At 70.0% G+C, this 23,048-nt stretch carries 24 protein-coding genes; 9 read left to right on the forward strand and 15 right to left on the reverse strand.

Annotated elements, in window-relative coordinates:
* Positions 1 to 196 precede the first annotated feature (196 nt).
* Both ACWD02_RS11815 and ACWD02_RS11820 read left to right on the forward strand, forming a co-directional pair.
* Complete coding sequence (locus ACWD02_RS11815) at positions 197 to 649, forward strand: hypothetical protein (RefSeq protein ID WP_451207879.1); 453 nt, start codon at positions 197 to 199, stop codon at positions 647 to 649.
* Positions 650 to 874: 225 nt separating this feature from the next.
* Positions 875 to 1,756: a DUF2382 domain-containing protein gene (locus ACWD02_RS11820; RefSeq protein WP_451207882.1), complete on the forward strand. Its 882-nt coding sequence runs from the start codon at positions 875 to 877 to the stop codon at positions 1,754 to 1,756.
* A gap of 110 nt (positions 1,757 to 1,866) precedes the next feature.
* On the opposite strand, the gene ACWD02_RS11825 is transcribed toward ACWD02_RS11820, so the two are convergent.
* Together ACWD02_RS11825 and ACWD02_RS11830 are read right to left on the reverse strand one after the other, a co-directional pair.
* Complete coding sequence (locus tag ACWD02_RS11825) at positions 1,867 to 2,340, reverse strand: hypothetical protein (RefSeq protein ID WP_451207884.1); 474 nt, start codon at positions 2,338 to 2,340, stop codon at positions 1,867 to 1,869.
* Positions 2,341 to 2,452: 112 nt separating this feature from the next.
* Complete coding sequence (locus tag ACWD02_RS11830; protein ID WP_451207887.1) at positions 2,453 to 2,869, reverse strand: hypothetical protein; 417 nt, start codon at positions 2,867 to 2,869, stop codon at positions 2,453 to 2,455.
* A gap of 374 nt (positions 2,870 to 3,243) precedes the next feature.
* Here ACWD02_RS11830 and ACWD02_RS11835 point away from each other — a divergent pair, with 374 nt between their 5' ends.
* Entirely contained in the window at positions 3,244 to 4,821 is a 1,578-nt protein-coding gene (locus ACWD02_RS11835; RefSeq protein ID WP_451207890.1) for a carbohydrate-binding protein, read from the forward strand.
* A 62-nt stretch (positions 4,822 to 4,883) separates the two neighbouring features.
* Here ACWD02_RS11835 and ACWD02_RS11840 read toward each other — a convergent pair whose 3' ends face one another.
* From ACWD02_RS11840 to ACWD02_RS11860, 5 genes are all read right to left on the reverse strand, one after another.
* The gene (locus ACWD02_RS11840; RefSeq protein WP_451207892.1) at positions 4,884 to 6,083 is read right to left on the reverse strand and encodes a sialidase family protein; all 1,200 of its coding nucleotides are present in this window, start codon (positions 6,081 to 6,083) and stop codon (positions 4,884 to 4,886) included.
* A gap of 48 nt (positions 6,084 to 6,131) precedes the next feature.
* Positions 6,132 to 7,652, reverse strand: a complete 1,521-nt coding sequence (arfA, locus tag ACWD02_RS11845) for an arabinosylfuranosidase ArfA (protein ID WP_451207895.1) — start codon at positions 7,650 to 7,652, stop codon at positions 6,132 to 6,134.
* A 50-nt stretch (positions 7,653 to 7,702) separates the two neighbouring features.
* Positions 7,703 to 8,590 carry a carbohydrate ABC transporter permease gene (locus tag ACWD02_RS11850; RefSeq protein WP_451207898.1) on the reverse strand — a complete coding sequence of 296 codons (888 nt, stop codon included), beginning with the start codon at positions 8,588 to 8,590 and terminating at the stop codon, positions 7,703 to 7,705.
* A 2-nt stretch (positions 8,591 to 8,592) separates the two neighbouring features.
* Positions 8,593 to 9,501 carry a carbohydrate ABC transporter permease gene (locus ACWD02_RS11855; RefSeq protein WP_451207900.1) on the reverse strand — a complete coding sequence of 303 codons (909 nt, stop codon included), beginning with the start codon at positions 9,499 to 9,501 and terminating at the stop codon, positions 8,593 to 8,595.
* Positions 9,502 to 9,586: 85 nt separating this feature from the next.
* On the reverse strand, positions 9,587 to 10,954 hold the full coding sequence (locus tag ACWD02_RS11860; RefSeq protein ID WP_451207903.1) for an extracellular solute-binding protein: 1,368 nt from the start codon (positions 10,952 to 10,954) through the stop codon (positions 9,587 to 9,589).
* A 353-nt stretch (positions 10,955 to 11,307) separates the two neighbouring features.
* Here ACWD02_RS11860 and ACWD02_RS11865 point away from each other — a divergent pair, with 353 nt between their 5' ends.
* The 3 genes from ACWD02_RS11865 (at position 11,308) to ACWD02_RS11875 (ending at position 14,224) form a co-directional block, all read left to right on the forward strand.
* Positions 11,308 to 12,360, forward strand: coding sequence for a LacI family DNA-binding transcriptional regulator (locus tag ACWD02_RS11865; RefSeq protein ID WP_451207906.1), 1,053 nt, complete (start codon positions 11,308 to 11,310; stop codon positions 12,358 to 12,360).
* A gap of 216 nt (positions 12,361 to 12,576) precedes the next feature.
* Positions 12,577 to 13,356 carry an NAD(P)H-dependent oxidoreductase gene (locus ACWD02_RS11870; protein WP_451207909.1) on the forward strand — a complete coding sequence of 260 codons (780 nt, stop codon included), beginning with the start codon at positions 12,577 to 12,579 and terminating at the stop codon, positions 13,354 to 13,356.
* A 292-nt stretch (positions 13,357 to 13,648) separates the two neighbouring features.
* Positions 13,649 to 14,224, forward strand: a complete 576-nt coding sequence (locus ACWD02_RS11875) for a GNAT family N-acetyltransferase (RefSeq protein ID WP_451207912.1) — start codon at positions 13,649 to 13,651, stop codon at positions 14,222 to 14,224.
* On the opposite strand, the gene ACWD02_RS11880 is transcribed toward ACWD02_RS11875, so the two are convergent.
* Together ACWD02_RS11880 and ACWD02_RS11885 are read right to left on the reverse strand one after the other, a co-directional pair.
* Positions 14,155 to 14,682 (reverse strand): hypothetical protein, encoded by a 528-nt coding sequence (locus tag ACWD02_RS11880; RefSeq protein WP_451207914.1) that lies wholly within the window; start codon positions 14,680 to 14,682, stop codon positions 14,155 to 14,157. The genes ACWD02_RS11875 and ACWD02_RS11880 overlap by 70 nt on opposite strands.
* 90 nt (positions 14,683 to 14,772) lie before the next feature.
* On the reverse strand, positions 14,773 to 15,408 hold the full coding sequence (locus ACWD02_RS11885) for a TetR/AcrR family transcriptional regulator (RefSeq protein WP_451207916.1): 636 nt from the start codon (positions 15,406 to 15,408) through the stop codon (positions 14,773 to 14,775).
* 95 nt (positions 15,409 to 15,503) lie between these two features.
* Here ACWD02_RS11885 and ACWD02_RS11890 point away from each other — a divergent pair, with 95 nt between their 5' ends.
* Positions 15,504 to 16,097 carry a GNAT family N-acetyltransferase gene (locus ACWD02_RS11890; protein WP_451207919.1) on the forward strand — a complete coding sequence of 198 codons (594 nt, stop codon included), beginning with the start codon at positions 15,504 to 15,506 and terminating at the stop codon, positions 16,095 to 16,097.
* Between the two features lie 42 nt (positions 16,098 to 16,139).
* On the opposite strand, the gene ACWD02_RS11895 is transcribed toward ACWD02_RS11890, so the two are convergent.
* Entirely contained in the window at positions 16,140 to 16,763 is a 624-nt protein-coding gene (locus tag ACWD02_RS11895) for a LysE family translocator (protein WP_451207922.1), read from the reverse strand.
* A gap of 111 nt (positions 16,764 to 16,874) precedes the next feature.
* Here ACWD02_RS11895 and ACWD02_RS11900 point away from each other — a divergent pair, with 111 nt between their 5' ends.
* Entirely contained in the window at positions 16,875 to 17,327 is a 453-nt protein-coding gene (locus ACWD02_RS11900) for an Lrp/AsnC family transcriptional regulator (RefSeq protein ID WP_451207925.1), read from the forward strand.
* A gap of 208 nt (positions 17,328 to 17,535) precedes the next feature.
* Here the strand turns inward: ACWD02_RS11900 and ACWD02_RS11905 are convergent, their stop codons facing one another.
* The 3 genes from ACWD02_RS11905 to ACWD02_RS11915 all read right to left on the reverse strand — a co-directional run bounded on the left by ACWD02_RS11905 (position 17,536) and on the right by ACWD02_RS11915 (position 20,507).
* Entirely contained in the window at positions 17,536 to 18,402 is an 867-nt protein-coding gene (locus ACWD02_RS11905) for a helix-turn-helix domain-containing protein (protein WP_451207927.1), read from the reverse strand.
* Positions 18,403 to 18,485: 83 nt separating this feature from the next.
* Complete coding sequence (dgoD, locus tag ACWD02_RS11910) at positions 18,486 to 19,631, reverse strand: galactonate dehydratase (protein WP_451207929.1); 1,146 nt, start codon at positions 19,629 to 19,631, stop codon at positions 18,486 to 18,488.
* A 63-nt stretch (positions 19,632 to 19,694) separates the two neighbouring features.
* Positions 19,695 to 20,507 carry an SDR family NAD(P)-dependent oxidoreductase gene (locus tag ACWD02_RS11915; RefSeq protein ID WP_451209156.1) on the reverse strand — a complete coding sequence of 271 codons (813 nt, stop codon included), beginning with the start codon at positions 20,505 to 20,507 and terminating at the stop codon, positions 19,695 to 19,697.
* Positions 20,508 to 20,740: 233 nt separating this feature from the next.
* On the opposite strand from ACWD02_RS11915, the gene ACWD02_RS11920 reads away from it, so the two are divergent.
* Complete coding sequence (locus ACWD02_RS11920) at positions 20,741 to 21,106, forward strand: hypothetical protein (RefSeq protein ID WP_451207932.1); 366 nt, start codon at positions 20,741 to 20,743, stop codon at positions 21,104 to 21,106.
* 121 nt (positions 21,107 to 21,227) lie between these two features.
* Here the strand turns inward: ACWD02_RS11920 and ACWD02_RS11925 are convergent, their stop codons facing one another.
* A complete protein-coding gene (locus ACWD02_RS11925; protein WP_451207934.1) occupies positions 21,228 to 21,800 on the reverse strand; it encodes a GNAT family N-acetyltransferase in 573 nt (190 codons plus the stop codon).
* Positions 21,801 to 21,900: 100 nt separating this feature from the next.
* On the reverse strand, positions 21,901 to 22,995 hold the full coding sequence (locus ACWD02_RS11930) for a hypothetical protein (RefSeq protein WP_451207936.1): 1,095 nt from the start codon (positions 22,993 to 22,995) through the stop codon (positions 21,901 to 21,903).
* Positions 22,996 to 23,048 lie beyond the last annotated feature (53 nt).

The raw sequence follows: 23,048 nt of genomic DNA on the forward strand, positions 1-23,048 counted from the left end.
GGGAGCGCTCTGGGCGGGTCCGCGTTGTGCGCCCCCGGGCGGAAATCCGGGGCGCCGCGCCCGCGTTCATTCCTCCCTGCGCGCCGCGTGCGCTCCCCCCACAGGGGTTCGGGGACGGCACGCACCGGTGATACGCCTGAAGGACGAACTACTCGTGTGCGTGTTCCCCCACGCGGCATCGAAGAGGAGTCATCCCATGGCCTCGTTCGACACGGGACGGTTGTGCGCGATCGTCAAAATCCTGGACCAGGCAAGCACCCATCTACGGCTGGCCGCCCGCGAGTGCTCTCTCGCGGGCACCGCGCCGGCCCTGCCCCGGCCGGCCGCCGGCTCCACCGCGCCCGGCACCACCACGTCGGCCGGCCTGACCGAATCCGGCATCACCGCGCTCCTGAGCGTCTCGGAACAGGCTTCGGGCAGCGTCCGGCGCGCTCTGGTCCACATCCGCAACGGCGAGGACCAGCGCGCCCAGCACGAACTGGACTGGGCCACGACCCAGCCCCCGTGCGTGGCGGCCCTCGCCACTCCCGCGGGACTGCCGCGGCCCCTCCCCCGGCGCGTGACCACGGCGCTGCGCCTGATGCAGGGGATCACGAACTTCTTCCCGTCCGAGACGGAACAGGTCCTGGTGCGGGCGGCCCTGCCCTAGCGAGCCCGAGGTCACCCGAATGGGCTAGCACGGGGGGCAGTGGGCCAAATCGCCCCGATCGCCCCAAACAGCCCGTTCAAAGGCCTCGATCGAGCTCTCCGCACACGCTCAGTGACTCTCCTGGTTGCGTCACCCTCCGGTCCGGCGCGGGATGGAGGGGACGCGTGCGGCGTCCGTGGCGAGATTCGATTCTGCCCGTCGCGCGCTGCGAGGGAGTGATCACCCATGACTCAGGGCGAGGCCTTCACCAGCGCCGATGGGCTCGCGGGCCTTACGGCCTACGACCGTACCGGCGAGAAGATCGGCAGCGTCGAGCAGGTGTATCTCGACGACCGAACTGGGCGTCCCGAGTGGGTGACCGTCAAGACCGGTCTCTTCGGCATGAAGCAGAGCTTCGTGCCGCTCGCCGGAGCCCGCCGCCAGCAGGACGAGCTGCACGTGACGGCCACCAAGGAGGCCGTCAAGGAGGCTCCGCGCGTGGACGCCGACCAGCACCTCGAGCCGGGTGAGGAGCAGGAGCTCTACACCCACTACGGGCTCACCCGGCCCAGCTCCGCCCCGGGGGCCGGCGACCGCGCCGGCGCCGCGGGCATGGCCGGAGCCGGTGCGGGTGCCGGAATGGGCATGGGCGCGGGCGAGGGACGCAACGCGGGCGCACGTGAGTTCGCCACGCGCTCCGGCGCGGGCGACGACAGCAAGCACGACGAGATGATCCGCTCGGAGGAGCGGCTTCGCGTCGGGACGGAAGAGCAGGAGGTCGGGCACGTCCGACTCCGCAAGGTGGTCGTCAACGAAGAAGTGAAGACCTCCGTCCCCATCTCCCACGAGGAAGTTCGCGTCGTACGCGAGCCCATCCGCGAGGGCGACCGCTCGCGGGCCAACATCGGTGAGGAGCAGACCGAGGTGACCCTGCACGCCGAGAAGGCGGTGGTCAGCAAGGAGTCCGTGCCGGTCGAGCGTGTCCGCCTGGAGACCGAGAAGGTCACCGAGACCCAGGAGGTCTCCGACACGGTGCGCAAGGAGCAGATCGAGTTCGACGACGCCAAGGGCGAGCGCGGCGCGAAGGGCGAGAACATGCGTGACCGGAAGCAGGGTCCGCGCCACTGACGCCCCTCAGGGCGCCCGTGTTCGAGGGCAACTGACGTGGAGGGAGGGAGCACTCGCCTTGAGTGCTCCCTCCCTCCACGTCCGGTTCCTCCGGCATCCGGGCCTGGGAACTAACCGCGGCAGGCGTCCTCGCACTCGGTGCAGGCCGGTTGGCCGTCGATCAACACCCCGTTCTCCGATGCCGCCTCGCAGATGCCGGGGCGTTCGGGGTGGTTGGCCTGGCAGTGGCAGGTGCAGGTGTCGGTGACCGCTGCCAGGGAGGAGTCGCGTTGGGGGGCCAGGCCCATGCGGATGTCGTGGCAGTTGCGGCACATCGGTACCTGCCGGGGTTCGCCGGTGGGCGAGTTGAGAACGGCGGTGAAGCCTGGCTCGGAGCGACCGCCGCACGTTCCGGGGAACTCGGGGTGGGCGTCGCACGGACAGAGGCAGGCACCGGGCCGGGGGTGTCGGACGGAGGCGTGGAACTGCTCTGCGTTCGTCTGGGACTGCTCTGCGTTCGTGTGGAACTGCCCTGTGTTCGTGTGGAACTGCCCTGTGTTCGTGTGGAACTGCTCTGCGTTCGTGGCGGGTGCAGGCTTGGTCATACGTCCATTGTCCGGCCAAGCCGCTCCGGGCCGTCGGGCGAACGTGTGGTGATCCCCCCGAAGGGGCCGGCGCAGTGCCCCCGGCCGGGCCGGATCGGGGGCACTGCACCGCTCAGGCGCCGGTCTCGGCGAGGGTGACGGCGCCCGTCCGGCACGCTGCCGCAGCGGTCGTGATGACCTCCTCGTACAACTCGTCGTCCAGCAGGACGGTGAGCCCGCAGGCGATTCCCCACGCGACGTGCGCCGCGTCCTCGCCAAGGGTCTGTTCCCGCTCGTGGAGCTCCCGACCGAGGTAGTGACTGTGCAGGTCCTTCGGCTCCTGGCTTTCCGCGTGCCGTCGGACGGCTTCGACGGCGCTTTCCGTGAAGGTCCCGTAGTCGGTGTCGCCGAGCAGTCTGCGCAGTTGCTCGAGCTGGGCGTGCGCCGCACGCAAACGCAGCGGCCAGTCTCTGCTGATGCCGAACTGCTCTTCCATGGCCTGCGTCAGATCGATCCGCCGGAACATCTCGTCGAGTGGGTCGTAGGTCATGATCTCTCGGTAGCGGTTGCCGGGGCCCGGGCCGCGAAGGCTCGCTGCGGGCTCCCCCGTGTGGCTGCACATTGACCGGCCGGGCGTCGCGGGCACGGCCGCGCACCTAGCGCACTCATCTCCCGCACCCACCTCGCGCACAGACCTCACAGGCCACCACGCGCCAGCTCGCTTGCGGCCGTTCGCGCTTGTTCCCATCCATGACTAAGAATCATGTACATGACCATTGACGTGCCCACGGCATGGCAATAGCTTCCACGAAAGCGCTTTCCCTCGGCAGATGCAAGGCCCGGAACCCCGGCTGATTCATCATGCCGAACAGCCGCATCCTCACTTGATCTGGTCAGACGAGCCAATCAACCTGGAGACCCCCGATGCGTACAAGACCCATCACCGCGTGCGTCGGCTTACTCGCCGGCACGCTCGTCGCGCTGTCCGGCCATGCCGCACAGGCCGCGCCGATCCTCTACGAGGCCGAGAACTCCCCCGCGGTCTGCACCGGCACCGTCGACTCCGACTGGGCCGGCTACTCCGGCAGCGGCTTCTGCAACGGCACCAACGCGACCGGCGCCCACGTGCAGTTCACCGTGAACGCACCCGCCGCAGGCACCGCGACGCTGAAGGTCCGCTTCGCCAACGGAACCACCGCCGCACGGCCCGCGGACATCACGGTGAACGGCTCGGTGGCCGCCTCGGCGTCGTTCGAGAGCACCGGCACATGGGGAACCTGGGCCACGAAGACGCTCACGGTGCCGGTGAAGGCCGGCGCCAACACCGTCAGACTCACCCCCACTTCCTCCGCGGGGCTGGCCAACATCGACTACCTGGACGCCGACGCGGGCGACGACACCACGCCCCCGCCCTCGGCCTCCGCGCTGTACGTGGCGCCGAACGGAACCGACGGCGCGAGCGGCACGCAAGCGGATCCCACCACGCTCACCTCCGCCATCACCCGCATCACGCCCGGCGGAACGATCTACCTGCGCGGCGGGACCTACCGTCACTCGCAGACGATCACCGTCCCGCAGGGCAACAACGGCACCGCGAGCGACCGCACCGAGCTGTCCGCCTACCCGGGCGAGACACCGGTCCTGAACTTCTCGGCCCAGAGCGAGGACACGGCGAACCGCGGGCTCGCGGTCAACGGGTCGTACTGGCACGTCAAGGGCATCGTCGTCGAGCGGGCCGGTGACAACGGCATCTTCGTCGGCGGCAGCAACAACATCTTCGAGCGCACGGTGACCCGCTACAACCGCGACACCGGCCTGCAGCTCTCCCGCATGCTCTCCAGCACCCCCAGCAGCCAGTGGCCCGCCAACAACCTCATCCTGAGCGCGGAGTCGCACGACAACGCCGACTCCGACGGGGAGGACGCCGACGGCTTCGCCGCGAAGCTCACGTCCGGGCCCGGGAACGTCTTCCGCTACGCCGTGGCCCACAACAACATCGACGACGGCTGGGACCTCTACACCAAGACGGACACCGGACCCATCGGCGCGGTGACCATCGAGGACTCGCTCGCCCACGGCAACGGCACGCTCAGCGACGGCTCCCAGGCCGGAAACGGCGACCGCAACGGCTACAAGCTCGGCGGCGAGGACATCAAGGTCAACCACGTCATCCGGCGCAACATCGCCCACAACAACGGCAAGCACGGGTTCACGTACAACAGGAACCTCGGGTCGATGGCGGTGTCGGACAACGTCAGCATCGACAACGACGAACGCAACTACTCGTTCGACGGGGGCACTTCGGTGTTCCGGAACAACACATCCTGCCGCAGCGGCAGCGGGACGAACGACAAGATCGTCGGCAACTCCGACAGCTCGAACCAGTTCTGGTCCGGCTCGAACGGGTCGCGCTGCTCCGGGTACTCCGGGGCGCTCAAGTGGTCCTTCGCGGCGGACGGACGTCTCGTCGTGACCTTCGGCGGCAACGCGATAACGCCGTAGCGGCTGACGGCTGCCCCGCGTGTGCGACGTGGTCATCGCGCACACGCGGGGCACCTGCCTGCTCAGGCGCCGGGCACCGCACCGGTGGCGAAGTGCGGCTTGCAGACCGAACCGGACCAGTCCGTCGCGATCTCGAGCAGCCTGTTGCCGTCGGCCGACGGCAACAGGCTGGAGCTGTAGTTGGGGCAGTAGTCGACGGTCGTCGACTCGACGGCAACCGGCGCCGGGATCTCCCGCCAACTCCCCGCCCCACCAGCACTGTTGACCCATACGGTACGTCCGCTTGCGGCTGCCTTGCTGCCGTCACGGTTGTACATGACCTGGCCGACGAGGAAGAGCCTGCCCTTCGGGTTGCCCGCCTCCGGCGCCCACGCCAGGTTCGGCGCGTGCTTGAAGTACTTGCCGTCGGCGGTCTCCGGGCGGATACCCAGGGAGGTGACGGCGCCCCAGTTCCAGCCGTCGGACGAGGTCCGGTAGTGCACGACGCACTGGAACTGGCCCGCGGCCGCGCAGATCTCGAACGACATGAAGTAGGTCCCGTCGCCCATCTTGCGCACCACCGCCATGCCCGGCCGGTCCGAGGCCAGGGTGCTGGCGACGGTGTCGTGGTGCCCGGTCCAGATCACCCCGTTCGCGGTGCGGGCGGCCACCAGCTTCTGGCTGTGCCCGGCGTCGGTCTCGTCGGAGTAATGCGCCACGAGCTGACCGGAGGCGTCGACGGAGAACTCCGGCTCCCACAGGCCCTTGTCGTTCGACGCCGTGGCGATCGTGGAGAGGTAGCTCCAACTGCGGCCCACATCCGTGCTCTTGAAGACCCGCAGGGCCATCCGCCGGTTCGGCTCGTCCTGCCCGACCGACGCCGCCCACAGCAGGGTCCCCGCGGGCAGCTTGCCGATGCGCCGCGGGAGTTCGTACAGCGTCGAGCAGCACAATCCCTGCCCGCCCGCGGCCTCGGGGTCGCGCACCGTGCCGACCTCTCGGAACGACGCGCCCCCGTCCGTGCTCTCGTGGATGGCGCCGAGTCCGTTGTTCCCGTCGAACGTGACCACGGAGGCCAGGATCCGGCCGTTGGCGTCGCCGTTGTGGGCGAGTCTGACGGCGCGCGGGTACAGACCCGTGCCATCGCGCAGCAAGGTGCCGGTCGCGGCGTCGGCCGGTGTCCCGGACTGCGTGACGAACAGCGCCGCCACGAGGGCGAGCAGCAAGGGGATCAGGGCGATGGGGCGGAGGAGACGTGGTCGTGCGGGGTCGTGCGCTGACATGGGCCTCTCCTGTCTCTGCGGTGGTGGGGAGCGAACGGCGAACCGTTGTCAGACCTGTTGCGGTGCGAGCCGGATGACGTTCCAGGAGATTGGCGGAAGCTCGGCCGTCAGAGCGCCCTCGGCGGTGATGTGCGTTCCGGACGCGGGGCGCGGCACCAGCCGGTCCGGCTCCGCCTCGGTGTTGACCGCGTCCGGGTCCTGGTCGGCAAGGACCAGGTGCTCCACGACGCGGTATCCGGCGGCTTCCCCGCGCAGCGCGGCCTCCAGGAGCAGCGGCTGCGTCTGGTCGCGGTTGACGGCAAGCACGGTGAGCGCGCCGGTCTCCTCGTCGTGCGTCACCACGGTGTCGAGGGCGGACACGTCCCCGTACTGCGGTGTGTCGATGCGCGGGCCGGTGGCGTCGGTGCGCAGCACACGGCCGGTGGCGAAGCGGGCCGCCTGGGCGAACGGGTGGAAGATCGTCTGGCGCCAGCTGGCGCCGCCGGGCTCGGTGCGGATGGGCGCGATGACGTTGACCAGCTGGGCCAGGCAGGCGATGGCCACCCGGTCGGCGTTGCGCAGCAGCGTGATGAGCAGCGAGCCGACCACGGCGGCGTCCGTCACGCTGTACGTGTCCTCGATGAGGCGGGGTGTCTCGGCGGTCTCCAGATTGCGCTCACCGACGAAGCGGGCGGCGTACCAGACGTTCCACTCGTCGAAGGAGAGCTTGATGTGCTTCTTGGCGCCCCGCACCGCCCGCACGTGGTCGGCGGTCGACACGACGTCGCGGATGTACTGGTCCATGTGCGCGCCCGAGGCGAGGAAGCTGGCGCGGTCGCCGTCGAACTCCTCGTAGTAGGCGTGCAGGGAGAGGTAGTCGACCTCGTCGTAGGTCTGCTCAAGGACCTCGCGTTCCCAGGTGCCGAAGGTCGGCATCCGCGAGTTGGAGCTGCCGCACGCGACGAGCTCGATGGACGGGTCGACCTGGCGCATCGCCTTGCCGGCCTCGGCCGCGAGCCGCCCGTACTCGGTGGCCGACTTGTGGCCCGTCTGCCACGGCCCGTCCATCTCGTTGCCCAGACACCACAGCTTCACGCCGTGCGGGTCACTCACGCCGTGCTTGATGCGCAGGTCCGACCAGGCGGTGCCGCCCGGGTGGTTGCAGTACTCGACCAGGGCGCGGGCGGCGTCGATGCCGCGCGTCCCGAGGTTCACGGCCATCATCGGGTCGAGGCCCAACTGCTTTGCCCAGCCGAGGAATTCGTTGGTGCCGACGCGGTTGGTCTCGATGGAGCGCCAGGCCAGGTCGAGGCGGCGCGGACGGTCGGCGACCGGGCCGACGCCGTCCTCCCAGTGGTATCCGGAGACGAAGTTGCCGCCGGGGTAGCGCACGAGGCCGGTGCCCAGTTCGCGGACCAGCTCGGCGACGTCACCGCGGAATCCTTCGGCGTCGGCGGTGGGGTGCTCGGGATCGTGGATGCCGGTGTAGACGCAGCGTCCCATGTGCTCGACGAAGGTTCCGTACAGGCGCGGGTCGACGTCTCCGACGCTGAACTCCGGGTCGATGACGAACCGTGCGGTGTGCGGCATGTTCGGGTGCCTCTCTCTGGTGCGGCTTGCTGATCCGGGCGATGGGTGGGCTATTTGAGGCCGGTGCCTGCGATGCCCTCGACGATGCGGCGCTGGAACAGCGCGAAGACGGCGAGCAACGGGATCGCGCCGAGTACGGCGGACGCCATGAGCTGGGCGTAGGGCACGCCGAACACGTCCTGGACGGAGGTGAGTCCGACGGGCAGCGTCATCATCTCGGGGTCGGTCACCACGAGCAGGGGCCACAGGAAGTTGTTCCAGACGCCGACGAACACGAAGATCGTGACCGCGGAGACGGCCGGGCGGGAGATCGGCATCACGATCTGCCAATAGGTGCGCAGCCAGCCCGCGCCATCCGCACGCGCCGCGTCGATCAGCTCCCGCGGAATCCCGTCGAAGAACTGCTTGAAGACGAACACGGCGACCACATTGGGGACTTGGGGCAGCACCACGCCCCAGTAGGTGTTCAGCAGTCCCGCCGACTGGAGCGCGAGGAACTGCGGGATCATCAGTACCTGGCCCGGGATCATGATCCCGGCGAGCAGCATCACGAACGCGGCCCGGCGCAGCCGAAACCGGGTCTGCGACAGGGCGAACGCCGCGAGCGACGCCATGATCACCGTGAGGACCGTGGTGAGGGTCGAGGTGATGAAGCTGTTGGCGTACCAGTAGGGCAGCTTGCCCGCGTCGAAGATCTCTCCGTACGCGTCCAGCGTCGGGTGGGCGGTGAACCACGCGGTGGGATTGGTGACGACCTCCTGCGCGGGCCGCACCGAGGTGGCCAGCGCCCACGCCAGCGGCACCAGCCACAGCAGCGCGAGCGCGATGAGCGTGCCGAGCGCCACCCGGTTGAAGAGGCGCTCCGAGTCGCGGCGTCGGCCCTGCGGGGCGGTGGTGTCGCGGCGTTCGGTCTCGGGGCGTGTGGCGATCGCGGTCATGGTCAGCTCTCCTTCTCGGCGCGGCGTACGAGGGCGAACCAGACGAGGGAGACGAACAGGATCACCAGGAACAGCAGCAGCGACACGGTGGAGGCGTAGCCCACGCGGCCCTCGACGAAGCCGGTGTCGTAGATGAGCTGGAGCGAGGGGCGGGTGCTGCCGTCGGGGCCGCCGCTGGTCATCATGTAGATCTGGTCGAAGACCTTCAGCGAGGCGATGACCTGCAACACCGTCACCAGCGTCGTCGTACGGCCCAGCATCGGCACGACCACGTGCCGGATGCGCTGCCAGGGCCCGGCCCCGTCGATGGCGGCCGCCTCGTGCACCTCGCGCGGCACGTCCTGCAGTCCGGCCAGGTAGAGCACGAAGTTGAAGCCGACCGTCCACCACACCGTGGCCGCCGCGATGGAGATCATCGCCCAGTCAGGGTCGCCCAGCCAGGACGGCGGGGTGTCGACGCCGAACCACTTCACCACCTCCTGGGCCAGGCCCAGTTGATCGGCGTAGATGAACATGAAGAGCAGCGAGACGACCGCGGAGGGGAGCACGAACGGCGCGAAGAACGCGAAGCGGAAGAACCACCGGCCGCGCACGAACCGGTCGGCGAGCAGCGCGAGGGCCAGGCTGAGCAGCACGAGCGGCACGGTCGTCAAGGCCGTGAACCACAGCGTGTTGCGCAGGGTGCGCCAGAACTCCGCGTCGCCGAGCACCGCCGTGTAGTTCGACAGACCCGCGAAGTCACCGAGTCCGCTCCTGAGCAGGCTCGTCTCGAAGAATCCGGCGACCACGGTGTAGATCAGCGGTCCCACCAGGAACACCAGGTAGAAGAGGGCGAAGGGCAGCAGCATCCCCGGTCCTGCCCAGCGGTCGCCTCTGCTGGACGTCGAGGTGGGAGCGGTCGTCGTGGCCACGGTTCGGCCTTTCGGTCAAGGCGTACGGGATCCAGGGGCAGGTGGGGCAGGTGGAGCCGAGCGGCGGGCGGGAGCGGCGGGGCGGTCACACCGGGGCGGGGCGCGACGCCAGGTTCCGCAGGTCGCGGCGCAGCCGCGCGGCGCCCGCCGTGGGGCTGGTGTCACCGGTGAAGACGGAGGTCACGGCGTCGCCCACCACGTTCTGCAGGGTGCTTCCCGCGCCGCCGTACCAGGCGGCCGGGTCGTAGACCGCGCCGTCGGCGGCCGTGGCGTAGTGCGATTGCGGCACGAGTTCCTTGTACGCGCGTGAACGCTGTGTCGGCAGCCATGCCGGGACATGACCGCCCTCCGACCACAACTTGCTGGAGTGCAGCATCGACGCGACGAACCCGAGCGAGAGGTCGAGGCGCTGGGCGCCCTCGGTGGGAGCCTTCGGCAGCACCAGGGCGTGTGAGTCGGCGGCGCAGGCGTAGGGCGCGTCCTTGAAGACGCGTGGCAGCGGCCGCATGTCGAACTTCACCTTCGCCGACTGGACCGCGAGGACCTGCCAGACGCCGTCCATCAGGAACCCGGCCTTGCCGGTGGTCAGCAGCGTGATGGCGCCCTTCCCGTCGGTGTTCGCCGGGATCACCTTCTCCGCACTGAGCCGGCGGATGTAGGCGAGCGCCTCGGCCGCCGCTGCGGTGTCGATGACCACCCGCTTGCCCTGGTCGGCGACGAGATCCCCGCCGCCGACCTGCCGGTAGAACGACCAGAAGAGACGGAACTGCATCGAGGCCTCCTTCACCGAGGCGACCGAACCGCCCCAGGCGCCGGTCACCTCCTTCGCCGCGCGCAACGCGTCGATGAACGCGTCAGGCCCGTCCACGTCCACCAACTGCCCCTGCCCGTCGAGCAGTCCGGCCTTCTCGGCGATGTCCGTGCGGAAGAAGAGCACGAAGGGGTGCGTGTCCAGCGGCACGGCGTGCGGGGCACCCGCGAACTGGGACTTCCGCCACGGCCGTGCGTCGAACTTGTCCTCGGTCAGCCCGTGCCGGGCCAGATCCTCGGTGCGCAGCTCGGTGAGCAGCCCCGCCTCGGCGAGCGTGGGCAGCTTCGACAGGTGGATCACCGCGACCTGCGGCGGCCGGTCGCCGAGCGTGGCGAGGGTGAGCTTCGTGTAGTACGGGTTGCCCCACAGGAACGTCGCCGACTTCAGTTCCGTCGAGCGGTGCGCCGCCCGGTAGACGTCCTGCATCGCCAGCATCCGCTCGCCGTCGCCGCCGGTGAACGGGTTCCAGAAGTTCAGCCGCGACGGCGAGGGCGCTCCGCCGGTGAATCCCTGCGCGAGGGTACTGCCGCAGCCGCCGGCGGTGAGTGCGGCGGCGCCGGTCGCACCGAGCGCGAGCCCTCCACGCAGCAGACGGCGGCGGGACGGGGCGGGCGGCGACGGGGTCGGTATGCGGTCCCGCATGGGCATGCGTCCTTCCACGGCGAACTAGACGGGCAGGCAAGACGGACAAGCTGGGTGGACAAGCAGAGTGGACAGGCAGGGTGGGCGGGCAGGTTGGACAGACAGGGTGGTCAAGACTGGTACGAGTGCAACGTTGGAATACGAATCGCCAGCAACCGAATCTCGTGGCTTAGCTGCTGCGTTTACAACGTTGTACTCAGCTGGCAATACGGCGTCAACACCTGCGCACGCATTACCTGTTCACGTAGCCGTTCCCGTCCACGCCCGACGGACACAGACTCCCCCGGGTTACAACGTTGGACCATGACGTACGCTGCTGCTGTCGGGGGAGGTCAGGGGGAGGGAGAAACACCGTGGCAGGCACCCGCCTGAAGGACGTCGCGGAGCGCGCCGGGGTATCGATCAAGACGGTGTCCAACGTCGTCCGGGGTGAGACCAGAGTCGCCGACCGGACACGAGAGCGCGTCCTGCGCGCCATCGCCGACCTCGACTACCAACCCAACGCCTCCGCACGTCACTTGCGCACCGGACGCAGCGGCATCATCGCCCTCGCCGTGCCCGAACTCGTCGCGCCGTACTTCGCCGAACTGGCCGCTCAGGTCATCGCCGCCGCGAAGAAACGCGGCTGCACGGTACTCATCGAGGACACCGGCGGCAGCGCGGACGAGGAGCTGCGGATCGCTTCCGGGCTCAGCGATCCGCTCATCGACGGCGTCCTGCTCAGTCCGCTGCGCCTGGACGAACAGGTCCTGGCCGCCCGCGAACGCCGGGTGCCCCTCGTCCTCCTGGGCGAGCAGTCGTACGAGATCCCCGCCGACCACGTCCTGATCGACAACTCGGCGGCGGCGCGCGAGGCCACCGACCACCTCCTGTCCCTCGGCCGGCGCCGCGTCGCCGTCATCGGACAGCCCTCGGGCCCCTCCCATGCGACGACGGTCCAGCGCATGCACGGTTACCTGACCGCCCTGCACGCGGCGGGCGTCCCGCATGACCCTCGGCTCGCCCCGCACACAAGGTCGTTCACCCGCGCCTCGGGCGCCGACGCGATGCGCGCGCTGCTCACGCTGGACGATCCGCCGGACGCCGTCTTCTGCTTCAACGACCTGCTTGCCTCCGGCGCACTGCGGGTGGCGCACGAGCATGGGCTGCGGGTCCCGCACGACCTGGCCGTCGTCGGCTTCGACGACGTGGAGGAATCCCGCTACAGCGTGCCGAGCCTGACGACCGTCGCCCCCGACAAACGAGGCATCGCGGAACTGGCCGTGGACGCCCTGCTCCGCAGGATCGACGCGGGCGCGATGGCCCCGCACACGCGGCTCACCGCGGGGTACGAGCTGATGGTGCGGGAGAGCACGGTGGCGCGGGAGAGTGCGATGGCGCCGGCGAACATGCGCGCCACCGACTGAAACCGCCCGGAAGCCCGGCGCCCCAGCCGGAGGACTGGCACAGCGCCTGCGCCAGAAAACGCCTCCGCCACCCGCCTGCCCCTCACCCTCGACCTGAGGGTGAGGTGCCACTCGATGAGCCCGTCCCGGCACCTCACTGCGCGGTGGCCAGATCCTTGCACTCCCTGGCCATCTGGCCACTCGTCCCCCACCCGACCGCGGCGGAGGATCGATGGCATGAAGATTCTTTGGGTATTCGCACACCCCGAACCGCAATCCCTCAACGGCTCCCTGCGCGCCGACGGCATCCAAGAGCTGCGCGATCTCGGGCACGAGGTCCGCGAGTCCGACCTCTACGCGATGGACTGGAAGCCCGTGGTGGACTCCGCCGACTTCCACCGCGAGACGGTCGGCCGATTGCGGGTCGGCGCCGCGCAGGAGCACGCGTACGGCGCGGCCAAACTGACGGACGACATCGCCGCCGAGCAGGAGAAGATCGCCTGGGCCGACGCACTCGTGTTCCAGTTCCCCCTGTGGTGGTTCGGTCCGCCCGCCATCCTCAAGGGGTGGTTCGACCGGGTGCTCGTGCAGGGCTTCGCCTTCGGGCTCCAGGACCACGCGGGGCGGACGCTGCGTTACGGGGACGGCGGACTCGCCGGCAAGCGCGCCATGGTCATCACCACGGTCGGCGCGCGGGAGTCGGGCTTCGGGCCGCGCGGCATCCATGGCCAACTGGACGAGGTGCTGTTCCCCGTGCTGCACGGCACCTTCTGGTACACGGGGATGGACGCCCTCCCGCCGTACGTCGTCTACGGAGCCGACCGCCTCGACGAGACCGGCTACGGCGACCGCGCGGCCGAACTGCGCGAACGGCTCCGCGCACTGCCGGTCACCGAGCCGCTCCCCTACCGCCACGAGCACCGCGGCGACTACGACGACTCCCTCGTCCTGCACCCCGGGATCGAGCCCGACGTCACCGGCATCGCGGCCCACCGCTCACGGACCCAAGACCGCTGACACGACCTCTCCGACACCGCCCTCCCAGCCCTGGACGCGTTCGATCATCTGCCGCATGACGGCGACAGGAAGGGCCGGATGCAGGGCCACGTCCTGCGCGGACCAAGGCGGTCAGGATGTGGGGGGGGGACGGCCGCGGTGAGACGGACCGCCTCCTCGCGGACTCGGGCGGCAGCACGTTCTCATTCGCGGCCGTCACCCATGACATCCCACCCGGGGCAGCGCAACCACACCGCGAGTTTGTCTCCCCCACACGTCACGCGACGTCTTCCTGCCGCAACCACTACGTTCGATGACCATGCAGCTCTTCGGCTCCGATGTCCTCGCCCTCGCCGACCGCCTCGCCGACGCGTACGTCGAGGTCTTCACCGCCCCGCCCTGGGACCACAGGGACCCGGCCGCCACCCGCAAGGCGTTCCGCGAGCGTCTGGAGACCGACACACAACGCCCGGGTTTCCGCGCCGCCCTCTCCCTGTCGCCCGACGGCGAGGTGGACGGCTTCGTCACCGGCTGGACCACGCAGGCCCCGTTCCCCGCCGACCGCGCCTACGGCAAGGTGACGCGGCTGCTCGGCTCCGATCGCGTGGACGAGCTGTTGGTGGGAGCTTTCGAGATCGACGAGCTGGGCGTACGAGCGGTTGCCCGCGGCACGGGTCTGGGGCGGCGGTTGCTGTCCACACTCGCCGCTCCCGACGCCGTTCCCGGCGGGCGGGCCTGGCTGCTGACGTGGGATCAGGCCCACGAGACGCTCGCGTTCTACCGCCGCCTCGGCTGGCGCGAGCCTGAGCCCTTGCCGGGTCACGACACCGACGTCGTCGTGTTCCTGTCGTCGTCGGGACCCGCGTCAAGCACCGCGAGCAGCGCGTAGGCACATCGCGCCAGAAGGGCCGGGTCGGCCGGGGTCACGTCCCGGAACTCCAGGTACGCCGTGCCGAAGCGGTTGCGGTAGAGGGGCTCACCGCTCGGGGAACGGCCGACGAAGTCCCCCGTTGGGTCGAAGGACGCTCCGGCGGTGAAGTACAGCTCGTCGCCGTCGTACCCGACGGTCATCCGCACGTCCGTGTGGCCGTCGTCGTAGAGGGCGAAGTCTGGCTCGCACGAGCCCCGTTCGAGGGTGTCCAGGATTCCCTCGGCCAGCGCGCGAACATCGGCGGGACGCGCGATTCCCAACAGGTGGGGGTCCAACTCGACGAGCCATGCGCCCTGCCGTGTGCCCTGCGGAGAGTGGTGCCGCACCACGAAGCGGACCGGCTCACCGCGCAGGTCCGCGAGGCCGGGGAATTCCGCGACGACGACGCTCTCTTCCCGCGCTGCGTGAAGGTGCACCCTACGAGGCCCTTCGTACCAACGCCTGCGGGCAGCGTTCGCGGTCGGTGAGGCCGTCCCACTCCAGGCTCACGCTGATGCTGATGCTGATCACTTGGACACCCCGACCGGCCCCTGGGCTTCGCCCCCGACCCCCGCCAAGTACGCGTCCACCAGGGCGATCTGCCGCTCCGCAGGGAACTCCCCCGGCGCGAACAGCGCCTGAACCACCAGGCCGAGCACGAAGCTCTGGGCCGCGGCAGCGGTGTCCTCGGGCCGTGCGCCGGGCGACAGTTCGCCCAGCTCCTGGGCTTGCGCGATGTGCACGGCCATCCGCTCGCGTGCACGGCGGTAGCGCTCGGCGTGCTCTTGGGCCAACTCCGGGTCGGCGAGCGCGACGTCCCAGGAGGCCACCCAGATGCGGTTGCTCGCGGCGCTTTCGGCGTCCAGCGGGAGGATGTCGAGCAGCGTCGCCCGCAGCATCACCAGGCCGGACGCCTCCCCGGCCCGCTCCGCGGCGGGGCGCGGTCGGACGGCCGAGTGCCGGTCGAGTACTTCCAGAGCGTGTCTCAACAGCGCGCGCTTGCTGGGGAAGTAGTGCGTGAGCAGGCCGGTGGTGGCCCCCATCTCCGCAGCGACGGCACGCAGGGTGAGGCCGCCGAATCCATGGGCGGCCAGCACTCGCCAGACCGCCTGGGAAACCTCGGTCCTGCGGGCGTCATGATCTGTACGGGCGGGCGGCGTCATAGCCGCTAGAGTACATACCCAACGTTCGTTACGTACCTGGTCGCGGCGGCCCGACGCCCGCGCGCGGCTGCCCGGACAACCGCATAGGACCATCCATGTACGCCATACCGCTGACCGAGAACGCCGAGCTCCGCACGCTGGAGCCCTGGCAGGACGCCGAGTTCCTGGCCCACATCGACCGGGCCCGCGCCAACACCGACCCGTGGATCCCCTGGGCCTCACGCTCCACCGACCTGGAATCCGCCCGTGCCACCCTCCAGAAGTACGCGGACAAGCAGGCCGCCGACGCCGGACGGATCTACGGGATCTGGCGGGACGGCATCCTGATCGGCGGCGTGATGTTCGTGCAGTTCGACGCCAAGGCGGGCACCTGTGAGATCGGCGTGTGGGCGGAGCCCGCGGGTGAGGGCCACGGCCTGATCAGCGCCGCGGTCCGGCACTTGATCTCGTACGCGTTCGGCGAGCGCGGCCTGCACCGCGTCGAGTGGTGGAACAGCGCCGGAAACGCCCGCAGCCGGGCGGTCGCCCAGCGCATGGGCATGCACCTGGACGGCACGCTGCGCGAGCAGTCCCTGTACAAGGGCGTCCGCCACGACATGCAGATCTGGTCCCTGCTGGCGCACGAGTGGCGGGGCGGAGATGACGAAGACGGCGAAGACGGCGAAGACGGCGAGCTGGGCGCCGCGTGACGCACGCACCCTGGACCATTTCGGTCGTTTGCCGTGCGCGCCTCAGGCCGCCGTGAGGCGTTCCGCGATCAGGAGCACGCCGATCACGATCATGGCGGCGCCCGAGACGCGGGTGACGGCGCGCGCGGCCGCGGGGCGCGCCCGCAGGATGGTGCGGGCCAGCACGCCCACGCTCAGGTAGATCGCGGCGCAGCTGAGCGTGTGGACCAGGCCGAGCGTGCCGATCTGGGCCGCCAGGGGCCAACTGCCGTGCGGGGCGGTGAACTGCGGCAACAGGGCCAGGAAGAGCAGGAGCGCCTTGGGGTTGAGGCCGCTGATCCCCACCCCCCTGAGAACCCGGGCCCCGACCGCCGCGCCGCCCCCCTCATGCGAAGCCGTCCCGGCGACGGCGGGCCGGGCCAGCGTGGTGACGCCGAGCCACACCAGGTAGAGGGCGCCGAGCATGGTCAGGGCGGTCAGGACGGACGGGGTGCTCGCCACCACGGCCGCCACCCCGGCGGCGACCACGGCGGTCAGCGCGAGGTAGCCGAGCAGCAGGCCGCCGACGGCCGGGACCACGGACCGATCGCGTAGCCCGGCGTTGATCGCGTAGGCCCAGTCCGCCCCCGGCACGAGGATGAGCAGTACTGAGACCGCCCAGAAGGCGGTTATGGAACTGACGGCCACGACGTACTTCTCCCTCTCAAACAGGTTGCGAGTAGGAGATTAGTTCCGAAGAGGCCAAAGGTGTTTCCAAGTATTGCCAGATCAGACAACTGGAATGGCAGAATCTTCCCCATGGATGATGTGGACAGGAAGATTCTTGCGGAGCTCCAGGAAGACGGCCGTCTGACGGTCACTGAACTGGCCGCCCGCGTGCGGCTGAGCCTCTCCCCCTGCCACCGTCGGCTGCGCGAACTCGAACGCAGCGGCGCCATCCGCGGCTACCGCGCGATCCTGGACGCGGGCGTCGTCGGTCTGAGCTTCGAGGCGCTGGTCTTCGTCACCATGCGCCAGGAGGACCGCGACACCGTCTCCGCCTTCGAGCACGCTCTCACCGAGATCCCCGAGATCCTGCAGGCCGAGCGCCTTTTCGGGGACCCCGACTATCTCGTACGCATCGTCACCAGAGATCTGCCCGCCTTCCAGCGGCTCTACGACGACAAGCTGGCCACCTTGCCCGGCGTGCAGCGCCTGAGCTCGACGCTCGTCATGAAGCACGTGGTGAACGAGCGTGCGCTGCCCCTGTGAGCGTCAGCAACGGTTCCGTGGCGGGGACAGCGAACGGTCCCGTGGCGGGGACAGCGCGCGCTCTTGCTCTGGTCAGCAGCAGAGCCAACGGGTTCCACCTGGCTGTCGGCGCGGCGTATCCGTGGATCAGCACCAGGGCGGGCGCGTCGGGCATCGTCCCCGCGGGGTCATGGCTGTGCATGTCCCCACCCTCAGCGGCGGTGGCGCGTCACGTCTTGGACGAATGTTCCCCGCTCCGTCGTTCCGCGCTCCGTTGTTCCCCGCTCCGTCGGATGTCCGCGGGTGGCCCCAGTGCACCAGGTGTGCAGCCGGCGAAGGCCAGGACATCGCGATGCAGGTGGGACTGGTCGGCATAGCCGCACGCCACGGCGACCTCGACCGCGTCACGGCCCGCCGAGAGGCCGCGCACGGCACGGTCGAAGCGTACGAGCATCGCGGCGCGCTTGGGCGTCAGACCGACCTGGGCGGTGAACCTCGACCACAGGCGCTTGCGGCTCCACCCGCACGAGGCCGCCAGGTCAGCGACCCGTACCTGGCCCCGGCGGGAGACAATGCGCTCCCAGCTGGCGATGATCTCCGGATCCATCGACCGCGCCGACGCGTGGCGGCGTGCCAGGAACTCGTGCATCAGCGCGAAGCGGTCGTCCCACCCTCCGGCGGCTGTCAACTGCTCGCGCAGGCGCGGCTCATGGCGCCCCCACAGCTCCTCGAGACCGAAGACCCGGCCGTCCAGGTCGGCGGGCGGGACGCCGAGCAGCGAGTAGGCGCTCACCGGAGACATGTGCACCTCCACGCAGTCCACGCGCTCGGCGCGGATGCGGGCCTCCCCCGGCGCGAGACCGGCGGCAAGGCTCCTCAACAGCCGGCTGCCGCCCATGTTCTCGACGGCCAGCGCGCCGTCCCCGAGTTCGACGACGACCGTCACTCTGGGCTGCGGAATGACCCGCATGTCCAGACCGGCCGCCGACCGGTCACGGAAGCCGGCGAGCAGCACGCCGTCGAGCGGCGCCGCGCGACGCGGGAACGCGACTTCCCACCCGCGCATACGGTCGGCCTCGTGCAGAACTGAGTCCACGCCGTCCAAAGTACCGGCTCAACTCCCGCTTCGCGCTTGCCTCCTGTCCCTTCTTCCGGTCCCTCTCCCTCTCCCCGCCGCGCTCACCACTCGGCGAACGAGCCGTCCTCGTGCCGCCACACCGGGTTGTGCCAGTCGGCCTCGCTGTCGTCGGCCGCACGCACCGCCGCCTCGTCGATCTCGATGCCGAGCCCCGGCCCGGCCGGACGCAGGATGTGCCCCTGATGGAAGCGGAACACCTCGGTGTCGGCGAGATAGGAGAGGACATCGGCGCCCTTGTTGTAGTGGATGCCGATCGACTGTTCCTGGATGAGGAAGTTGGGGACGCCGACCGCGATCTGGAGGCTCGCGGCCAACGCCACGGGGCCCAGCGGGCAGTGCGGGGCGATGAGGGTGTCGAAGGTCTCGGCGAGGGAGGCGATGCGCCGGACCTCGGAAATGCCGCCCGCGTGGGACAGGTCGGGCTGCAGGACCGCGACGCCTGCCTGGAGGGCGGGCAGCACATCCTGCCGCGAGAACAGGCGCTCTCCGGTGGCGATCGGCACGGGCGAGGAGGCGACCAGGGCCGGCAGCAGGTGCCCGTACTCGGGCAGGAGCGGTTCCTCGACGAACATCGGCGCGAGCGGGGCCAGGTGCGGCAGCAACTTCCGGGCGTTCGCGGCGTGGAAGCGGCCGTGGAAGTCCAGCGCGAAGTCACGCTCGGGGCCCAGGACTTCGCGGGCCGCGGTGGCACGGGTGACGATCTCGTCGACGTCGGCGACGGTGGCAAGACGGTTCATGCGTCCGCTCGCGTTCATCTTCACCGCGGTGAAACCCGCCTCCACCTGCGCCGTCACCTGTTCGGTGATGTGGGCGGGACTGTCACCGCCCACCCAGCTGTAGGCCCGTACCCGCTCGCGGACCGGACCGCCCAGCAGGACGTACGCGGGTACGCCGAGCCGCTTGCCCGCGATGTCCCACAGCGCCTGGTCGAGTCCGGCCACCGCGCTGGAGAGGACCGGGCCGCCCCGGTAGAACGAGCCCTTCGTCATCACCTGCCAGTGGTCCTCGATGCCCGAAGGGTCCTTGCCGATGAGCAGTTCGGCCAGCTCGCCGACGGCCGTACGGACGGTGGCGGCACGCCCTTCGACCACCGGCTCACCCCATCCGACCACTCCCTCGTCGGTCTCCACGCGGCAGAGCAGCCAGCGCGGCGGCACCGCGAACGTCTCGATACGGGTGATCTTCATCGGGTGAACCTCCTGGTGGGGCACGGTCGTTGGCAGCCAGGGGCGGGCGACACGGTCGTGGCCTCAGGCGGACGTCTTGTACACGCTCCATCCGCCGTCCACCACGAGACTGGCCCCGGTGACGAAGGACGCCTCGTCGCTCAGCAGGAACGCGGCGCTCGACGCGACCTCGTCCGGGCGGCCGAGGCGGCCCGCTGGGGTCTGCTCGATGCTGCGCGCCCGGTCGTCCGCGCCGATCGTGTCCCAGGCCCGGGTCAGGATGGGGCCCGGCAGAAGGGCGTTGAACCGTACGACGGGTGCGTACTCCACCGCGAGCTGGCGCGCGAGACCGGTCAGGCCCGCCTTCGCCGCCGCGTAGGCGGGACGGCCCGGCAGGCCCATGACGGCGTGCACGGACGAGACGAAGACGACCGCGCCGTGTGTGGCCCGCAAGTCGTCCAGGCAGGCCCGTACGCCGAGGAACGCGCCGGTCAGCATGACCGACAACTGCAGGTTCCAGTCCGCCGGTTCGATCGCGTCGGCCGCGCCACCGCGCACCGCGTAGGCGTTGCTGAGCAGGCCGGAAACCGGGCCGAAGCGGGCGCGGGCGGCCGCCACCACCCGCGCCCAGGACTCCTCCTCCGCCACATCGCACGCCTCGAAGACCGCACGTCCCCCGCTCTCGCGGATGACTCGTGCGGTGCGTTCACCCCCCTCGGCGTCCACGTCGGCGATCACCACCCCGGCCCCTTCGGCCGCGAGACGCCGGGCGGTCGCCGCACCGATCCCGTGAGCTCCCCCGCTGACGACGACGCAACGGTCGACGAAGCGCCGACCGGGACGTGCCGACCGCGACGGCTCCTCCGACTCCGGCGAACCCAACGACTCAGCGCCCACAGGCAACTCAACTCCCGCTCATCGCACGGCAGATACGGCAGATACGGCAGATACAGCTGACTCGTCAGATACGTCAGATGTGTCAGCCACGTCAGACACGCCTGACATGCAGCAGACGACCCACCCATGCCATTAACCACCACCAGGCACCTCCCCGCCAACACCCCCTCCTTACGCGGGCCACCGCCGAAAGGCAGTGGACGAGGCCGTGCCATGTGATCGACGATCATTTGGTGAAGCGACTCATCGATCTCGACCAGGCAGCCGCCCAGATCAACACCCGCCGCCAGCGGTGGACCTCCGCGGGCCTCGTGGTCGGGTCGCTCACCTGGCGGGACGGGGCGGCGGCCTGGCCGCAGCGGCTGGAGACGAGCCGCTCAGAAGTGCGGGACCCGGACTCGGCCGGCATCCACATCACCGGCCCCGCGGGCGCCGAACTCCTCGTGGTCCTTTTCCGGGGCGGCTGGGCTGACGTGGCCTTCGTCGTGGGCCTCGACGAGCACGATGAGTTGGTGAGCGAGGCCCCTGAGATCACTTCGCCGCACGCGTTCGGACAGCTCCTTGAGGGTTATGTGTTGCGGGCGTTCGGTGCTCAGTGAGTCGAGACCGACGGCATCGTGGGGCACTACGGCACGGACGCGGTCTGGCCCCTAAAGCGGATCGTCGAGGGCAATCTGCGCGGCGAACACACGTAGGCGCGCGCACGGGGCCGGGCGAGGGTCACTCGGTCCCCTTGGGGAGGTCTTGACGCTCGGCAAGGTCGAGCGTGAACGCCACCCGGTCGAGTCCGGGGCCGTCGTAGTCCGGCTTCAAGGACGAGACCGTGAAGCCGAGCCTGGCATGGAAAGCCTGCGACGCGGAGTTCTGCGGGCTGGTGATGCAGTGCACGTACCGGCGGCCGTGTGACCGGGCGAGAGCGAAGAAGGCCCGGTACAGGGCTCGCCCCACGCCTTGCCCGTGCAGTCGCGGGTCGACGCCGACGAAGTGCACGTAGGCGGCGTCGGGTTGGGCCTGGGACAGGAAGCCGATCAGGAAGGCCGCGACCTGTTCCCCGTCGGCTGCTTCCGCCTGTCCCCTGTCGGCTGATTCCGCCTGCTCCCCGGCACGTTCGACCACGAAGCTGGTGGTGGTGAAGTGCTGGAAGTACAGCCTGGGCAGGAGCAATGAGCGCTCCAGCGCTCCCGCCGGTCCTTTCATGCCGTCCCACCACTCGTCCAGCACCGCGAGCACCTGTGGGTGGTCCTCCTCGGCAAGGTGTCGTGCCGTCAGGCCATCAGGGAGAGCGTCGATCATCGGTGCAGTCTGTCATCGGTATCACGCGCGCCGCTACGCGTTTCCACACGTTTGTGACCTGTGGAAACCCCTGGCTCTCCCCCTCGCTCGCGGCAACGGGCTACTGAATGCTCCAGCGGTGCGGGTGGCCGGGGTCGGCGGGGCACGCGAAGACGTTGAGCAGGCCGGCGCGGCCCACGATGACCCTGGTGGGCGTGCCGAACGGGTGCGGAGGCAGGTCTGCCTCCTCCGTGGGTTTCCAGCTGCCGCTGCCGCCGTCCCATTCGGAGCTGGCGATGGTCAGCAGCAAGCGCATGGGTGTGGTGCAGGTCAGGCAGTCCATGGGGGACGCGTCAGTGGTGTGCCAGGAGGCGAAGCCGCCGACGCGCCAGCCGGGTGGGATGGACAGGTCGTACTGGTAGTAGACCTGCTTGTCGCCACCCTGCTCGGTGGCCCGCTCGTCCTCGCCCTCGTCCTCGCCCCCGCCTTCATCCGCGTCACGTTCCTGTTCCCACTCGTCCTCGGACTCTTCGTCAAGTGCCTCCTCGCGGGCGTAGATCCTGTCGCACAGGTCCTCGGGCAGGAGGCCCGCGAAGGGGTACGTGACCACCTGCTCGGGATGCAGCACGCAAGGCTCGGGCACGTATCCGTCGGCGCCGACGACTTGCGGTTGAGGCGGCGCGGTCAGCACCTCGTCGACCTCCTCCGACCTGCGCCAACGCAGGTGAAGCAGCATGCCGTAGCGGCTCGGGCCATGGGCGTCGAAGGGGCAGCAGAACACCTGGAGCAGGTCGCAGCCGTCCGGGCCGGCCGGCAGGTCGGGGAGGTCGCGCCGGTACAACTGCGCGAGCGCGACCAACGGCAGCGGGTCGGTGTCGGCGACGTCGGGGATCCGGTGCCGTCGGTTCAGCTCGTCCAGGAGCGCCCTGTCCTCTGACGTGGGGCCCGAGTAGGGCGCGCGGGCCCAGGCGTCATCCAGGACCTTGCGCCTGCGGCGGATGTCCGCGGGCCGTCGGCCACTGCTGCGACGGTGTACCTCGGTGCACACCGGCCACGGCTCGTCCGCCGGCCACAGCAGCGGGCCGCCCACGGAGCTGGCCGACACGTCGGGGTTTCCCGGCCTCGGGTGCAGTCGGGTCGTGGTTCCCCGGTATGCGGCGAGCTCAGGGAACAGCGCCTCGACGTCCAGCGGCCGCGGCGGAGTGGTCCTCGTCATGGGCACGACCCTAAGCATCCGGCGGCCGCGCTGACCCAGCACCCCCACCCATG

It is taken from the genome of Streptomyces sp. NPDC002853, from assembly GCF_053591915.1.

Excerpts from the sequence above, each read along its gene's own strand:
- ACWD02_RS11815 (WP_451207879.1), top strand. The coding sequence starts at position 197 with ATGGCCTCGTTCGACACGGGACGGTTGTGCGCGATCGTCAAAATCCTG.
- ACWD02_RS11820 (WP_451207882.1), top strand. The coding sequence starts at position 875 with ATGACTCAGGGCGAGGCCTTCACCAGCGCCGATGGGCTCGCGGGCCTT.
- ACWD02_RS11825 (WP_451207884.1), bottom strand. The coding sequence starts at position 2,340 with ATGACCAAGCCTGCACCCGCCACGAACGCAGAGCAGTTCCACACGAAC.
- ACWD02_RS11830 (WP_451207887.1), bottom strand. The coding sequence starts at position 2,869 with ATGACCTACGACCCACTCGACGAGATGTTCCGGCGGATCGATCTGACG.
- ACWD02_RS11835 (WP_451207890.1), top strand. The coding sequence starts at position 3,244 with ATGCGTACAAGACCCATCACCGCGTGCGTCGGCTTACTCGCCGGCACG.
- ACWD02_RS11840 (WP_451207892.1), bottom strand. The coding sequence starts at position 6,083 with ATGTCAGCGCACGACCCCGCACGACCACGTCTCCTCCGCCCCATCGCC.
- arfA (WP_451207895.1), bottom strand. The coding sequence starts at position 7,652 with ATGCCGCACACCGCACGGTTCGTCATCGACCCGGAGTTCAGCGTCGGA.
- ACWD02_RS11850 (WP_451207898.1), bottom strand. The coding sequence starts at position 8,590 with ATGACCGCGATCGCCACACGCCCCGAGACCGAACGCCGCGACACCACC.
- ACWD02_RS11860 (WP_451207903.1), bottom strand. The coding sequence starts at position 10,954 with ATGCGGGACCGCATACCGACCCCGTCGCCGCCCGCCCCGTCCCGCCGC.
- ACWD02_RS11870 (WP_451207909.1), top strand. The coding sequence starts at position 12,577 with ATGAAGATTCTTTGGGTATTCGCACACCCCGAACCGCAATCCCTCAAC.
- ACWD02_RS11875 (WP_451207912.1), top strand. The coding sequence starts at position 13,649 with ATGACCATGCAGCTCTTCGGCTCCGATGTCCTCGCCCTCGCCGACCGC.
- ACWD02_RS11885 (WP_451207916.1), bottom strand. The coding sequence starts at position 15,408 with ATGACGCCGCCCGCCCGTACAGATCATGACGCCCGCAGGACCGAGGTT.
- ACWD02_RS11890 (WP_451207919.1), top strand. The coding sequence starts at position 15,504 with ATGTACGCCATACCGCTGACCGAGAACGCCGAGCTCCGCACGCTGGAG.
- ACWD02_RS11900 (WP_451207925.1), top strand. The coding sequence starts at position 16,875 with ATGGATGATGTGGACAGGAAGATTCTTGCGGAGCTCCAGGAAGACGGC.
- dgoD (WP_451207929.1), bottom strand. The coding sequence starts at position 19,631 with ATGAAGATCACCCGTATCGAGACGTTCGCGGTGCCGCCGCGCTGGCTG.
- ACWD02_RS11925 (WP_451207934.1), bottom strand. The coding sequence starts at position 21,800 with ATGATCGACGCTCTCCCTGATGGCCTGACGGCACGACACCTTGCCGAG.
- ACWD02_RS11930 (WP_451207936.1), bottom strand. The coding sequence starts at position 22,995 with ATGACGAGGACCACTCCGCCGCGGCCGCTGGACGTCGAGGCGCTGTTC.